The organism is Agromyces solani (assembly GCF_058349925.1).
Genome location: NZ_JBYRER010000002.1, coordinates 656881 through 672101, shown reverse-complemented (window position 1 = coordinate 672101; position 15221 = coordinate 656881). Strand labels below are relative to the sequence as shown.

12 protein-coding genes are annotated in these 15221 nt (G+C 72.1%); 3 read left to right on the top strand and 9 right to left on the bottom strand.

Annotated elements, in window-relative coordinates; genetic code table 11:
- Positions 1-3: 3 nt before the first annotated feature.
- From AC3RJ7_RS10795 to AC3RJ7_RS10775, 5 genes are all read right to left on the bottom strand, one after another.
- A complete protein-coding gene (locus AC3RJ7_RS10795; RefSeq protein WP_491455836.1) occupies positions 4-1479 on the bottom strand; it encodes a DUF5719 family protein in 1476 nt (491 codons plus the stop codon).
- Positions 1469-4552 carry a glycosyltransferase gene (locus tag AC3RJ7_RS10790; protein WP_491455835.1) on the bottom strand — a complete coding sequence of 1028 codons (3084 nt, stop codon included), beginning with the start codon at positions 4550-4552 and terminating at the stop codon, positions 1469-1471. The genes AC3RJ7_RS10795 and AC3RJ7_RS10790 overlap by 11 nt, the downstream gene beginning before the upstream one ends.
- Before the next feature lie 105 nt (positions 4553-4657).
- Positions 4658-4978, bottom strand: coding sequence for a WhiB family transcriptional regulator (locus tag AC3RJ7_RS10785; protein WP_231431566.1), 321 nt, complete (start codon positions 4976-4978; stop codon positions 4658-4660).
- 170 nt (positions 4979-5148) lie between these two features.
- Positions 5149-6111, bottom strand: a complete 963-nt coding sequence (galE, locus tag AC3RJ7_RS10780; RefSeq protein ID WP_491455834.1) for a UDP-glucose 4-epimerase GalE — start codon at positions 6109-6111, stop codon at positions 5149-5151.
- Positions 6112-6249: 138 nt separating this feature from the next.
- A complete protein-coding gene (locus AC3RJ7_RS10775; RefSeq protein WP_491455833.1) occupies positions 6250-6396 on the bottom strand; it encodes a hypothetical protein in 147 nt (48 codons plus the stop codon).
- Positions 6397-6496: 100 nt separating this feature from the next.
- Between AC3RJ7_RS10775 and AC3RJ7_RS10770 the strand changes: the two genes are divergently transcribed.
- Entirely contained in the window at positions 6497-7453 is a 957-nt protein-coding gene (locus AC3RJ7_RS10770) for a GlxA family transcriptional regulator (protein ID WP_491455832.1), read from the top strand.
- Here the strand turns inward: AC3RJ7_RS10770 and AC3RJ7_RS10765 are convergent.
- The gene (locus AC3RJ7_RS10765; RefSeq protein ID WP_491455831.1) at positions 7417-8577 is read right to left on the bottom strand and encodes a glycosyltransferase family 2 protein; all 1161 of its coding nucleotides are present in this window, start codon (positions 8575-8577) and stop codon (positions 7417-7419) included. The genes AC3RJ7_RS10770 and AC3RJ7_RS10765 overlap by 37 nt on opposite strands.
- Before the next feature lie 170 nt (positions 8578-8747).
- Here AC3RJ7_RS10765 and AC3RJ7_RS10760 point away from each other — a divergent pair, with 170 nt between their 5' ends.
- Entirely contained in the window at positions 8748-10448 is a 1701-nt protein-coding gene (locus tag AC3RJ7_RS10760) for a glycosyltransferase (protein WP_491455830.1), read from the top strand.
- Here the strand turns inward: AC3RJ7_RS10760 and AC3RJ7_RS10755 are convergent.
- Positions 10429-11502 (bottom strand): glycosyltransferase, encoded by a 1074-nt coding sequence (locus AC3RJ7_RS10755; RefSeq protein WP_491455829.1) that lies wholly within the window; start codon positions 11500-11502, stop codon positions 10429-10431. The genes AC3RJ7_RS10760 and AC3RJ7_RS10755 overlap by 20 nt on opposite strands.
- 124 nt (positions 11503-11626) lie before the next feature.
- Between AC3RJ7_RS10755 and AC3RJ7_RS10750 the strand changes: the two genes are divergently transcribed.
- On the top strand, positions 11627-12028 hold the full coding sequence (locus tag AC3RJ7_RS10750; RefSeq protein WP_491455828.1) for a DapH/DapD/GlmU-related protein: 402 nt from the start codon (positions 11627-11629) through the stop codon (positions 12026-12028).
- A gap of 13 nt (positions 12029-12041) precedes the next feature.
- Here AC3RJ7_RS10750 and manA read toward each other — a convergent pair whose 3' ends face one another.
- Both manA and AC3RJ7_RS10740 read right to left on the bottom strand, forming a co-directional pair.
- A complete protein-coding gene (manA, locus tag AC3RJ7_RS10745) occupies positions 12042-13310 on the bottom strand; it encodes a mannose-6-phosphate isomerase, class I (protein WP_491455827.1) in 1269 nt (422 codons plus the stop codon).
- A gap of 94 nt (positions 13311-13404) precedes the next feature.
- Complete coding sequence (locus AC3RJ7_RS10740; protein ID WP_491455826.1) at positions 13405-15210, bottom strand: DUF6020 family protein; 1806 nt, start codon at positions 15208-15210, stop codon at positions 13405-13407.
- Between the last annotated feature and the right edge of the window lie 11 nt (positions 15211-15221).

Below are 15221 nucleotides of genomic sequence, written 5' to 3'. Positions count from 1 at the left end.
GACCTAGTGCGGGTACACCCTGAGCGGCGAGTCCAGCGGTCCCGGCGGCCGCACGGGGAACGAGGAGAGCGCCTGGCGGCCCGAGTAGGCCACCGTCGCGTGCAGGCCGGCCGCTCCCTCGAGTTCCACGACGCTGCGTGCGTCGACCCGGACGGCCTCGGTCGCGCCGGCGGGAACGCCCAGCAGCCGTTCCTCACCGTCGACCACGACGGTCGCCTCGATCTCCTCCTCGCCCGGATTCGCGAGGTGCAGCACCGGATCCGGTCCCGCAGGAACCGCGATCACGGCGGTGTCGAGCAGCGGCCGGGTGCTCGCCGTCCAGGCCAGGTCGACGGCGGCGTCGCGGTCGTCGCCGCCGGGTTCGGTCTGCGCTTCGGGAGCACCGGTCGTCGCCCGGGCGGCCGCGACGATCGGGCCGTCGGCGTCGAGGCTGATGGTGTACTCGCCCGCGTCGAGCTCGCCGAGCGGCACGTCGCTCACGATGCCGGGTTCGAGGGTCGCGTCGATGCTCGCGCCGCCGGAGCCCGACTCGGGCGCGACGTCGATCGACACCTCTACGGGGTCGTCACCGGTCGCGAGCAGGCGCACCGCGGGGAAGGCGTCGCCCTCCGCGTGGTCGTCGGTCGCCTCGACGCCGCCGTCGACCGGCACCGTGAACCCGGGGATGAGCTGCTCCGGCGCGGGCGCCGCCGCGGGCCCGACGAGTTCGACGCCGGCGGGCGTCAGCCCCTCGACGACCGTGTGCTCGAGCGAGGCGGCGATGCCGCCGCCGGTGCTCGTGACGTGCACGACGGGTGAGGCGAGATTCGGTGCGAGACCGGCGAGCGAGACGACGCGCTGCTCTCCGGCGGGCACGATGATCCCGAGCCCGGAGGGCGCTTCGACCGGGCCGCTCTCCCCGAGCACGCGCACGTCGACGGTCGACCCGACTGCGGTGGGGTTCGAGAGCAGCACGAGTCCGGAACGGCCGACGTCGGTGGCGCCGCCGACCAGCCACGCCTCGGCGACGGGCTCGGTGCACCCGGCCGCGGCGAAGCCGGCGATCGACTCGCGCGAGACCTCCTGGCTCTGGGCGCCGGCGAGCATGCCGGCCTCGACGGAGCCGGGTTCGGTCGAGAGCGCGAGCGGCGTCCCGTCGCGCTCGGCGCGCGGGTTCTCGGGCGCGGTGAGCGGCGTTTCGGTGATCTCCGCGTCGTCGGGGGCGGCACCCGGCGTCACGGATGCGGGCCCGACGGACGTCGCGGTGGTCGCCGCCTCGGGGTCGTCGCCGAGCGAGAGCAGCGGCCCGGGGCACACGCGCAGCTGCCCCGTCTCCGCCGGCTTCACGACGACGGACGGCGGGTCGATGCGGTGCTCGGGCCACGGCACGAGCGCGGCGGCCGCGATGGCGCCGGCGGCGACACCGACGGCGATCACGACGGCGAGGCCGCGCCCGCCGATCCGCGCGACGCGACGAGCGAGGTTGCGCTCAGCGGCCATCGTCGTCTCCTTCGGTCGCGTCGGTCACGGGTTCGGTGCGGGTCGTGGCGGATGCCTCGGGCTCGCCGTCGTCCGGCCCGTCGTCCGACGGCGAGTCGGATGCCTCCGGCCCGGGTCCGTCGGCGACCGCGGGCGCGGACTCGTGCTCGGCCGGAGGCCCCGGATCTGCCGTCGCCTCGACCGCCGATGGCGGCTCGCCCGCGTCGGCGGCCTGCGGTCCGGCGACCGCAGCAGCGGCCTTCGGCCTCCGGGGACGCAGGAGCGGTCGCCGCGTCGGACGAGTCCGCGGGCTCCGGTCGGCCTCGCGGCCGGCTCCCGTCGGAATCGACAGCAGCACCGTCGCTCCGAGCACGATGAGCTGCACGGCGGCCACCGCGCCCACCAGCCAGCTGCTCGCCTCGGCCGGGATCTGCGCCGCCGCGGCATCCGGTTCGGCCGACGCGAACCGCCAGAGCGTGCCGAAGTCGGTCTGCCCGACGGCCACGAGCGCGGCGTTGCCGTCGAGCGCCGTTCGCGCCCGCTCGGCGGTCGCGACCGCAGCGGGGTCGTCGACGTCGGGGTCGTCGAGCAGCACGAACGAGGCGCCGAACTCGCGCACCGCCGCCTCGGGGTCGTAGCCGCTGCGGGAGGCCAGGTTGCCGGCGATCTCGGCGAGCTGCGCTTCATCGGCCGACAGGGTCAGCGCCGTCGCGTCGAGCGTCGACTGCTCATCGAGGGTGGTGCCCGCGCCGCGTTCGAGCGTCGCACGGAGACTGCCGTCGAGGTCGGGCGTCATCCGGAGGGTCGTGACCCGCGCATCGGTCTCGGCCTCGGCTCCGACGAACGCCGGCAGGGTCCGCTCGGCCGCGGGCTGCACCGCGACCCGGTCGGTCGCGAGGTCGAGGGCCGTCGGGACGACGGCGGCCACGACGGAGGCGAGCACGACCCAGGCCAGGATCGCACGGCCGCGCCGGAGTGCGTCGAGGGCGACGACGGCGGCGAGCACGAGTCCGAGCCAGGCGAGGCTCAGCCCGGCACCCGACCAGAGCGGCACCGACGTGGCGCCCGAGCTCGACAGGGCGAGGTGCGTGGCGAGGACGGCCGTCGCGAATCCGAGCAGGGCGACCCCGAGCGACAGCACGGCGGAGCGGAACGCGGGCGCCAGCACCGCCGTGAGCGCGACGATCACGAGGGGGATGACGAGCGCGCTGAGGGCGATGCGGAAGTCGACGTCCGTCGTCTCGAAGTACGCGTTCCAGCCGCCCCATGATCCGTCGGGGAGGCCGAGCGCCAGCTGCCAGACCGACGGGACGGTGCTGTCGGTCGGCAGGCCGGGGTCGGCGAGCAGCCCGAGCGGGTTTCCACGCTGCAGCTGCCCGAGCACGAGGGGTGCGGCGAGCACGATCGCCGGGATGGGCAGCCCGACGAGCCGGACGGCGGCGCGGCCGCTCACCGCGAGCGCGACGATCCAGGCGATCAGCAGCGCGGGCGTGAGGCTCGGTGCCGCGGCGATGACGGCGGCGAACAGGAGCGACGCGGTCGCCGCCGCCGCCCACGACGTCGCTGCACCGAAGGCGGCGAAGGCGAGCCAGGCGAGCAGCACGTGGGCGAGGACGGCACCGGGTCGCCCATCGCCGAGCGCGATGAGGAACGGAGGTGCGAACGCCCACAGCAGCGCGGCGACCGCGCGGACCGATCCGCGCTCGGTGAGGCGGGAGGCGGCGAACCAGGCGCCGAGCGCGGCCGTGGGGATCGCGAGCAGCCACAGCAGCACGAGTGCGAACGAGGGCGCCCAGAACGTGACCGATCCCAGCACGGCGAGCGCACCTGCGAACGGGTCGGCCCCGCCCATGAAGCCCGGGCCGATGTCGCGCCAGCCGTAGGCCGCGTTGCGCCAGAGCACGTCGAGCCGGTTCGACAGCGGCTCGAGGCCGCCGCCGCCGACGCCGCCGGCACCGAACAGCCACGAGAAGAGGACGACCGATGCGACGACCGAAACGAGCAGCACCCAGCCGCCGCCGGTACCCAGGAACTGGAGTTCGTGCTTGCGTCCGCGCGCCCGCTCGCGCCGGGCCTCGGCGGAGTGCTGGCGCCGACGCCGCATCTCGTCGGGCTGCATGCGCAGCGGTGCGATCGCCGACCATCCGACCGTGCGGGCCGCCTTGAGCGCCCGGCGGGCGCGCGGCACGCGCGCACCGGAGAACATCGTCGTCACCGCGGCGGCGAACTCGCCCGGGATGGCACCGGGCGCCTTCACGAGGAGCAATCGGATCGACCGCAGCACCGCGAGAGGAAGGAAGGCGAGCCAGTGCAGGGGCACGACCGCCAGCGGCGCGTACACGAGGCGCCGGTGCAACTGCGCCGCCCGCGTCGCCCGGACCCGTCGACGCGTCGTGCGCGCCTTCGGACCGGTCTCCGGGCCGGCGACACCGGTCCCCGCGAAGCGCACGTGGGCCTCGGGGACGACGGCGACGCGATGCCCCGCGAGGCGCGCCCGGATCGAGAGGTCGAGCGCGTCGTCGACGGTGGGCAGGCCCGGGTCGAAGCCCCCGAGCGCCCGCCACACGGTGTGCCGCACGAGGATCGCGGCCGGGTCGAGGCCGAGCACGTCGCTCATGCCGTCGTGCTGGCCCTGGTCGAGCTCGTCGGCGACGATCGTCACGCTACGACCGAGGCGGGTGATCGAGCGGCCGAATCGGGCGATGCGATCGGGCTCCGACCATTCGACGAGCTTCGGACCGGCGATCGCGACCGACTTGGCCGTCTCGAGGGTGGCCATGAGCCGGGAGAGCGCGTCGGGTGCGGGTGCGCTGTCCTCGGCGAGCAGCCAGAGCGCGTCGGCGTCGGACCCGGGGTCGTCGAGCACGCGGTCGGCGGCCCGCACGGCATCGCCGAACGACTGGCGCTGCGACAGGTCGACGAGGCGCGTCGGAGAGATCTTCGCGATCTGCTCGCGAGCGACGACGTCGGCCTCGGTGAGCACGACGACGAGCGCATCGGGGGCTCGCTCCTGCGCCCGGATCGCCTCGAGGGTCTGACGGAGGTGGTCGCCGCCGTGATGCACGACGAGGACGGCGGTGACTCTGGGGAACATCGCAGTCAGCCTAAGCGGCGCATGCCGCGTGCCGCGCGACTCCCCCGGGCGTGCCTCGAAACCGGGACGGACGAGTGCGGGGCCCGCCGAAGCAGGCCCCGCCACTCACACCGCTCGCTTGCGCAGCTTCCGCCGCTCGCGCTCGGAGAGCCCGCCCCAGATGCCGAAGCGCTCGTCGTTGCCGAGCGCGTACTCGAGGCACTCGGCGCGAACCTCGCACCCGGTGCAGATCTTCTTCGCGTCCCTCGTCGAACCGCCCTTCTCGGGGAAGAACGCCTCGGGATCGGTCTGCGCGCACAATGCGTCGCTCTGCCACGCCAACGGATTGTCGTCGTCGACCGCGGGGCGCACACCGGGTACCCCCAGCCTGACCGGATCGACGAACCAATCGTCAGGTACTCCAGAACGATATTCAGGACTAGCCATATCGTCTCCCACCCAGTTGTACCGACCACCCGGAGGGTGTGTCACAACAATTACACCCGTGTAATTCCCGCGCGTCAAGTCGCGGATCGTAAACCCTCAATCACCCGTCGAGGCTTCACGCCACTCGCGACACGCCGTGGTGTTGGACAGAAGTTATGAATCGACGCCGATCACGCGGCGGCGCGACGCGCCTCCCACGCGGTGCGCACCATCTCCGTGAGGGTGTACCGCATCGTCCAGTCGAGGTCGCGGGCGGCGAGCTCGCCGGACGCCACGATGCGGGCCGGGTCGCCCGCACGACGCGGCGCGATCTCGGGCGCGAAGTCGATGCCGGTCACGTCGGCGACCGCGCGCATGATCTCGCCGACCGACACGCCGTCGCCCGAGCCGAGGTTGTAGACGGGCTCGACCGGCTCGCCGGCGTCGAGGCGCTGCGCGGCGACGACGTGGGCCTCGGCCAGGTCGGCGACGTGGATGTAGTCGCGGACGCACGTGCCGTCGGGCGTCGGGTAGTCGTCGCCGTTGATGCGCGGCGTACGCCCGTCGAGCAGCGCGTCGAAGACGAGGGGGAAGAGATTGTGCGGGCTCGGGTCGAACACGTCGGGCGTGCCCGAGCCGACCACGTTGAAGTACCGCAGGCTCGTGTGGGCCAGGCCGGTCGCCCGGGCCTGGTCGGCGAGCAGCCACTCGCCGATGAGCTTCGACTCGCCGTAGGGCGACTCGGGATGCTTCGGGGTCGACTCGGTCACGAGGTCGACGTCGGGCGTGCCGTAGACGGCCGCGCTCGACGAGAAGACGATGCGCGAGACGTCCTTCGACTCCATGGCGGCGAGGAGGGTCGACGTGCCCGTGACGTTCTGCTGGTACGTGTGGAGCGGGCGCTGCACCGAGACGCCGGCGTACTTGAAGCCGGCGAGGTGCACGACGCCCCGCACGTCGTAGCGCTCGAAGGTCGACTCGAGGAGGCGCCCGTCGAGGATCGACCCCTGCACGAACGGCGTGCCGTCGGCGACGAACCCGCGTCGCCCCGAGGAGAGGTCGTCGACGACGACGGTGTCGATGCCCTTCGCCTGGAACGCCCGCACGACGTGCGCACCGATGTAGCCCGCTCCCCCGGTGACCAGCCAGCTCATGTCCCGCCTCTCCGGCGACGGTCTCTCCGGCGCCCCCACGAGCCTAACGAAACTCGCCGGTCGAGACGCGAGGAGCGCGTATCGAGACCCGGGTGGTCGACGTGCGGGAAGCGCACGACGAGGTCGATCGACCCCGAGTCATCCCAGGCGTTCGACGTGCCGCACCCGATCGCGGATCTCGGGCCGGCCGTAGCCGTCGCCCCCGAGCCCGGAGACCGTGGCGACGACGCCCCAGACGGCGAGCGCGATGAGAGCGGCGATGAGGAGGATCACGAAGATGGACATGGCAGTAAATCTATGCATTGCAAGATCCTGCCGACAGTGGCAGAGTTGACACAGATCGACTCTTTCCTGCCACCCGCCCTCGACCGTTCGGAGGTCCCCCGTGCTCCGCTCCATCGCCTGCCTCGCCGTCCCGCAGATGGCACCGTTCGAGTTCGGCGTGATCTGCGAGGTCTTCGGCATCGACCGCTCCGAGCACGGCGGGCCCGTCTTCGACTTCCACGTCGTCGCCGCCGACCCCGGCACGGTCTCGACGAAGCTCGGCTTCGACCTCGTCGTGCACGAGGGTCTCGACTTCGCGCGCACGGCCGACCTCGTCGCCGTGCCCGCCGCGCTCATCGACCAGCCCGTCGACGAGCGCATCGCCGAGGTCCTGCGCGACGCCGTCGACCGCGGCGCCTGGGTGCTGAGCGTCTGCTCGGGCGCCTTCATGCTCGGCAGGGCGGGCATCCTCGAGGGCCGCCGCGCGACCACGCACTGGATGTACACCGACCGCCTCGCCGCCGACTTCCCCGGCACCGAGGTCGACCCCGACGTGCTCTTCGTGCAGGACGGCAAGGTCGTGACCGGCGCGGGCACCGCGGCCGGCATCGATGCCGCCCTGCACATCGTGCGCACCGAGCTCGGGGCGAGCGCCGCGAACATCGTCGCCCGCCGCATGGTCGTGCCGCCGCAGCGCGACGGCGGCCAGTCGCAGTTCATCCAGACGCCGGTCGTCGAGTGCCGCAGCGACTCGTTCGCCACCATCACGGCGTGGATGCTCGAGCACCTCGACGAGGACCTCACCGTCGACCTGCTCGCCCGCAAGGCGCTCATGTCGCCGCGCACCTTCGCGCGCCGGTTCCGGGCCGAGACCGGCACGACGCCGAACGCCTGGCTCAATCGCCAGCGTCTGCTGCGGGCGCAGCAGTTGCTGGAGGAGAGCGACCTCAATCTCGAGGAGATCGCCCGCGAGACCGGATTCGGCACCGCCGCGGTCATGCGGCACCACTTCGTCAAGGTGCTGCAGACGACCCCGACCGCCTACCGGCGGCTGTTCGGCGTGCGGGTCGCCTCGTAGGCGCGCAGTTCGCGGGGCGCCGCGAGAAAGCGGTCGACCGGCACGGATGCCTCGGCGTCGCCCCAGAACGGCAACTCGATGTAGCGCTCGCCGTCGTGCTCGACGAGCGGATGGCGCATCGATTCGAGGCCGCCGCGTTCGATGTACGCCCGGGCCCGCGCACGGTCGCCGCGCAGCACGAACTCGTACAGCACCTTCGACTCCGCGGGCACCTCGCGCCAGATCTCCGCGTCGGCGAGCGCGGCGAGGCCGCCGAGCCCCGATCGGAGGTTCGCGAACGCCTCGTCGTCCATGTCGCGGAGTTCCGCCGTGGCCACGGCGGCGTCGTTCGCCAGGAACTGGGCGATCCTCGCCCGACGGACGGCGTCGGTCGACTCCTCGGCGAGCACCTGCACCGCGGCGATCGCGGTCGCGAACCGGTCGCGCACCTGCCCGGGCCTGACGCCCTGCTGCGTCATGGAACTCCCGTCGGCGCGGATGCGCCAGTCGACGATCTTGCGCGTGAGCACGTCGACCGTCGACGCCCGGGCGTACGCCCGCGCGCTCACGAGCTGGTCCTGGAAGTGTCCGCCCTCGGGGAAGCGGAGTCCTGCCCGCTCCCAGAACTCGCGGCGGTAGAGCTTCGTCCACTGCACGGCGTTGACCATGATCAGCGGGAACGCCTCGGCGGAGGTGCGGCGTCGAGGCTGTTCGTGCGCCTCGTCGATCCAGAACGCGGGTGGCGTTCGACGACGACCCTGCAGGCGGTCGTAGCCGCCGACCGCGAAGTCGGACCCCGTCGACTCGAGGCTCGCGACGAGATCGCGCAGCGCGCCGGGGCGCAGCAGGTCGTCGCCGTCGAGGAACCCGACGAACTCGGCCCGCGCGAGCGCGAGCGCGTGATTGCGCGTCGCGTTGACGTCGCGGAACGCGACCCGCTCCAGTTGCACGCGCGAATCGCGCGCAGCCCACTTCGCGACCCGGGCCGCGGTGTCGTCCGTCGATGCATCGTCGACGACGAGGATCCGGACCTTCCAGTGCCCCTGCGAGAGCACGGATCGGATCGTCGGCTCCACGAGCGGGCCGACGTCGTGGACCGGCATGACGAGGTCGACCCATCCGCGCACCCGATCGGCATCGGGCACGGCTCGCGCCGCAACACGCCCTCGCACTCCGAGCGCACGCCCTCGGGCGCGCGACGCCAGTGCTCGCAGCATGTTCTTCGCGTCGGCCGCTGAACCCATCAGCTCCCCATCTCGATGTCGCTTCGTTCGCGCCGCCTCGGGCGCGCCGACCACCATCGTAGAATCGCCGGGTGATTCGCACGTCGGACGACCCCCTGCTCTCGGTGATCCTGCCGACCCACAACGTCCACCCGTGGATCCGCGAGACCCTCGGGACGGTGCTCGCACAGGACCTCCACGACCTCGAGGTCGTCGTGGTCGACGACCACTCGGACGACGACACGGCGGCCGTGGTCAGGGAGATGGCCGCGACCGATCCGCGCATCCGGCTCCACCGGGCGGACACGCGCGGCGGCGGATCCGCGCGCAACGCCGGGGTGGCGCTCGCTCGCGGCCGGTACCTGGCCTTCTGCGACGGCGACGACCTCGTTCCCCCGCACGCGTACGCTGCGCTCGTGGCGAGCCTCGAGGCGTCGGGCTCCGACATCGCCTTCGGCGACTTCATCAAGTTCTCGCCGAACGCCAGCTGGCATCCGACGGCGAACTGGGCGGCGTACGCGCACGCGCGCCGAGCCTTCACGGCTCGCGACGTGCCGTCGATCCTCTACGGCCGGGCCTGCTGGAACAAGGTGTTCCGGCGCTCGTTCTGGGACGAGTCCGCGGTCGTCTTCCCCGACGTGCCGCGCTCCAACGACATCGTGCCGATGACGACGACGTACCTCCGGGCCCGAGCCATCGACATGGTCGACGACATCGTCTACCTCTACCGCGAGCGGCAGGGCGGCAGCTCGATGTCGTCGAAGGCGGCGAGTGCCGACTCACTGTTGAGCTACCTGGGCCAGGAGATCGAATGCGCCCGCCTCGTCCGGGCCGACGGTTCGACGGGCCTCGCGCTCGCCCAGGCCGAACTCGTCCTCGAGCGCGACGGCTGGGTGCACCTCGCGCGGTACCTGCGAGCGCCCGAGCGCGAGCGCCCGCGCGATGAGGACGTCCGGACGACCGTCGAGCTGCTCCTCTCGACCGTCGGCCGAGGGGTCGACGACATCGCCGCCCCGCACAAGCGGCTGGTGTTCGCACTCGCACTGGCGGGCGCGTTCGACGCGGCCGGGCACCTGGCCCGGATCACGAGCGGACCGATGCTCGAGCCGGCGGACGAGCTCACCGAGTGGATCGGGCTGCTCGGAGCCGACCCGGCGGCCCTGCGCCTGTTCGCGACGCACGAGGGGTGGCTCGCTCGCCGCCTCGGGGCGGCCCTCACCTCCGCGTTGAGCGACCCGACGGAGTCGCTCGCCGAGCGTGTGGCCGAGCTTCTGCCGCTCGCCGCCGACCGGCTCCCGGCCTCTCTCGACGAGGTGCCGGAACTCAGCGGGGTCGCCCTCCTCCCGGTCGCCGACGGCCGGTCGCTCGTCGACGGGCTCGGTTCCCCGGCGACGCTGCGCGCGGTGACGAGCGGGGGCCGGCTGCGGGTCGTCGCGGACGCGGAGACACCGGTCCCCGCCGACCTCGAGCCGGCGCTCTTCACGCCGGCCGACGGCCGGGTCGTCCGGTCCTCGGCCTCGAGGCGGACGGAGGACGGGATCGTCGCCGACTTCCGGCCCGGACGCCTGCCGATCGCGGGGCGCGGCATCCTCGTCATGCGCGACACTCGCACGGGTCGGCTGCGAACGGCCCGCCTCGCGACGGGCCTCCCGGAGTACGACCGGTTCGACCATTTCGAGCTCACCAGGCATCGCGACGTGCTGGAGGTGTCGCGTCGCCGGTCCTGGGTCGCGCGCGCCCTCGCCAAGGGAGGGCGCGTCGTCCGTCACCAGGTCATGCGGAGGGGCCGCTGACCTCGGCGAGCAGTCGGAGATACTCGCTCGAGATCCGCCACGGCGACCGGGCAGCGTTGAACGCCGTGAACTCGGCGGACGTCGCCGGCTGCCGCAACCGCGCGCGGACCTCGCGCGCGAGCGCCTCCTCCGGAACGCCGCCCGAGAAGTAGCCCACCCACGACTGCGTGCCGAACTGTTCGCGCAGGTGCGGCTCATCGGGCAGGATCGCCGGCGTCTCGAACGCCGCCGCGAGGTGCACGCTGCCCGAATTGAGGATGGCGCGGTACGGGAACACGGCCAGGTCCGCCGCCGCGAACCACGTCGCGACATCGCCGTCGGCGACGTAGTCGAGATGCGACGCGAACTCGATCTCCGGGGAGACGGTGCGCTCGATGTAACGCCTGGCATCCGCGTCGGCCGCGCCCGCGAGCAGGAGCGTCGGCGCGTCGCCCTCGGCGGCGAGGATGTTCATCGCGCCGATCAGCACGTCGAGCCCCTTGTACGGGCGCATCTGGCCGAGGAAGAGCACGGCGGGCCGTGCGACGTCGACACCGAGCCGGGTGCGAGCCGTCGCGGTGTCGACGGCCGCGCCGTACACGCCCACGTAGCTGGGGTGGTCGATCACGTGGACGCGATCCGGCGGGAGGACGCAGATCGGTGCGAGGATCTCGGCGGTGTCGGGCGCCATGACGTGGATCGCATCGGCCTCGGCCGCGAGCAGGCGGTACAGGTCGATCTCGGCATCGCGGTGGAGGAGTTCGTGCGGAAGGCGGTTGTGCACCGTCCAGATCAGCCGGACGCCCGCCCGGCGCATCCGCCGCACCATCGTCCGGACCGACTGCAGGGCTCGCCGGGCATCGGCTTCGGTGGGTTCCCGCTGCAGCAGTGGCGCCGTCCAGTGGATGTGGACGACGTCGCCCCGCTCGAGTCGCCGCACGGCCGACTCGAGCTCTCGGCGGGCGGTCACCTCGATGACCTCCCACCCCGATGCACGGGGCGCCAGGCTCATCAGGTTCAGGTAGGGGTTGAGCGGCCAAGCCGGAAAGACGATCACACGTCGACTGCTGCGCACGGCTCCCAATGGTAGCGAAGGCCGCACCGTCGGCGGGCGCGCCGCGAATGCCGGGCACTCGTGAAATCATGGCTCAGTGACCAACGAGATCGCCTCAGACACCCGAATCGACAAGACCGTCCGCATGCTCGGCGACGGCATCGTGATCGGGTCCGGCACGACGATCTACCGGGGCGGTGAGTTCCTCGGGCCGATCACCATCGGAACGTCGGTCTTCATCAATCGGGACGCGTACGTGCGTCCGCAGGTCACGATCGGGGATCGCGTCAATCTCGGCCCGTTCGTCCGGCTGATCACCGACACGCACGAGATCGGTCCCGCATCACGGCGAGCCGGAGCGGTCTCGCATTCCCCGATCAGCATCGGCGACGGCTCCTGGATCGGCGCGGGCGCCATCGTGCTTCCCGGCGTGACCATCGGGTCGGGTGCCGTCGTCGCGGCCGGCGCGATCGTCTCCCGCGATGTCCCCGACAATGCGATGGTGGGCGGGGTCCCGGCCAAGCTGATCCGCAGGCTGGGGCGCTGACCTCCCCGTCGCGTCAGACCCGCCCGACGGTCGCGATCCACGCGACGCCCGGGCCGTCGACCTCGATGCGCCGTTCGTCGGGCGTCACGTAGACGGTCTCGCCCCGCTCGAGGCGTACAGCCCCGAGGGCGCCGCGCAGGTCGATCGGCCCCCCGTCGGCGATGACGATCGCGGGCCCCTCGAGCTCGACGACCGGGGCGGCGCCGCCGGAGGCATCCGCATCGCCTGCGGTCGAGCCGGATTCGAGCCGGTGCAGCACGAAATCGGGGACATCGGGACGGAACGTCTCGATGCCGGGTCCGGGCCGCTCGGGCTCGAGTCGCGGCGGCTCGCCCGGCGTGAAGTCGAGCACGTCGACCAGTTCGGCGACGTCGATGTGCTTCGGCGTGAGCCCGCCCCGCAGCACGTTGTCGCTCGCGGCCATGAGCTCGATGCCGAGTCCGTCGAGGTAGGCGTGGACGTTGCCGGCCGCGAGGTAGAGCGACTCCCCCGCATGCAGCCGCACCCGATTGAGCAGCAGCGAGATGACGATGCCCGGGTCGCCGGGGTACGCCTCGGCGAGCGCGCCGACCGTATCGAACGAGAGGGCATAGGGGGAAGCCGCCGCCTCGGGCGATGCGGCGAGCGCGGTCACCCGCTCGACGACCCAGCTGGCCTCGCCGGAGTCGCCGCCGCGACCGTCGCGCAGCAGCCACTCGACCGTCGACCGCAGCGGCTCGGGTTCGGCGAGGTGCGCCGCGAGCAGGTCGAGCGCACCGGGTTGCGGATCCGCCGAGGCGGAGTCGGCGGCGCGGAGCGCGTCGAGCACGCCCGCCACCTCGTCGAGCGGGCGGAATCCCGAGAGCGCGTCGAACGTCTCGCTCACCGCGACGATGAGCTCGGGCTTGTGGAACTCGTCCTTGTAGTTGCGGTCGAAGGCGTCGATGGCGACGCCCTCGGCCTCTTCGCGAGCGAAGCCCGCGCGCGCCTGCGCCGGGGTCGGGTGCGCCTGCAGCGAGAGCGGCTCTGCGGCGGCCAGCACCTTCAGAAGGAACGGGAGGCGCGCGCCGCGTGCGGCGAGGTCGGGCCCCAGCGCGGTCGCGGGGTCGGCCGCGATCCACTCGGAGAGGTTCGCATGCCCCGAGGATGCCTCGTGGACGAGCCTCGCCGGCGACCCGGCGTGCGCCCCGAGCCACAGCTCGGCCTCCGGGCGACCCGACGGGGTGCGCCCCCGGAAGTCGGCGATCGCGGTGCGGGATCCCCAGGCGTAGTCGCGCGGGGTGTTGTCGATCGCCACGAACATCGGTGAGGGTCCTCTCGTCGCCGGGATTCCCACGCTACCAACGGTCGCGGCCGGCGTTCGTCGGCCGTTGCTGCGGACCGGGCGGCACCGGGGATCAAGCGGTCGACGGTCGGCTGCCGTGGTCCGCATCCTCTTCGGCCGAGCGCGTCCCGGATTCGGGACGGGGATCTGCGCGATCGCCCGCGGAATCGGCGAGCAGTTCCGGAGCGGTCGCCTTCCGCCCGGCGCCGCGCCGCGCCCACGGGATCGGTGTCAGCATGAGCCCGATCAGGAAGAGGCTGCCGAACACCGAGGCGACGACGTAGCGAGGAAGCGCCGTGGGGCTGGCGACGAGGAATGCGAGGTTCACGAAGGCGGGCACGGTGGCCAGCACGTGGAGCCGGCTCCGCCGGCGCACGAAGAAGGCCAGCGCGATCAGCGGGATCCACGAAGCGTAGAACGCCTTCGTCGACAAGAGGTTGCCGGTTGAGAACGCCGTCGTGGCACGGTTCACCGACGTCATCGTCGCGACGAGCGCCTCGGGATTGTGCAGTTCGTCAGAGATCTCGGTGATCTGTTCCACCGTCGTCGTGGGGAGGCTTCGAGACTTCCAGTACTCGATGTACCTGCTGGTGTCGAGGTCGTCCTGGAACGACATCGACGTGGTCGGCGCGAAGTACTCGAAGGTGTTGTTCGCCGTCGCCGACAGCGCGGTACCCGGGTAGCGGATGAGCTGATCGAACCAGACGCGCGCATAGTCGAGCCGATCCGCGAACGATGCCTCGAGGTTCCAGCGGCCCTTCACGGGATCTGATCGCCGCGGGGTGTACGCCGCCGCAAGACCGTCGTATCGGAGCACCTCGTCGATGACGGCCTTTTCGCCCGGCGGCAGTTGGTCGCCGTGGTCACGGACGATGCGCGCCGTCTGCTGCACCGGCAGGCTCAGGACGTCGGTCGACGTGGCGGGGCGTATGCCCAGCGGGTTCAGCACCAGGGTCGTCCAGGCGATCGTCGACACGAGCATCGCGATCGAGCCGCCCGCCAGGATCCTCCAGCGCCGACCTCGAACCGAGGTTGCGAGCAGCACGGCGAGGCAGACGGCGACGAGGTAGACGTTCGTCCGCTTGGTCAAGATGAGTCCGCAGGAGAACGCGATCGCCAGGATCGCACCGGACCAATTCATGAGCGACTGCCCGCGAGTACGCAGAGCGTCCACGTACACGACGAGGAACGGAAGCCAGAACACCAGGGCGAACGTGTCCTTCACCATGACCGAGGGGCCCGTGAAGAATGCCGGCAGCGTCGCGGCAGCCACCACGAGTACCCACCGTGGCCCGTGCGGCAAGCCGAGTCGTGCCAGGTACGTCAGCATGTACGCGACGCCGAATGCGATCGCACCCTCCTGCAGCGCGAGGAACGTGAACATCCCCCACCGGTCGTCACCGAGGAGTTCTCCGAGATTCCAGAACGTTCCGAACACCATCGAGTCGAACCACGGGTGGTGATCGGTCTGCTGCTGGAGTCCCAGCCACTGGAGCTTCTGCGTCACCGTGTCCGAGTCGATGTTCCCGGGCCAATGGAGCAACAACCATGCCGACCACGGACCGATGAGCGCGACCCACATCCGCCACAGTCGCCCGTCGGCGGCGATCGTCCCTCTCCGGTCGGACTCCGTCCCCACCGAGCGCGGCGAGCCGTCCCACCGTCTGTCGAGCGCGGCGAACGCCACGGTGACGAGCGTGTAGAGCAGCACCGCGATCCCGATGACGGCGACGAGGCTGCCGAGCGCTGCTCCCGCCGAGGACCAGAACCAGGCGGCACTGTCCGTGGCGGAGAACGAGGCGCCGACGACGGTGAAACCGGCCAGCGCCACGGACAGCAGCGCGGTCGGAAGGTCCCACAGGCGACGCAGATCCCTCAACGTTGAACCCT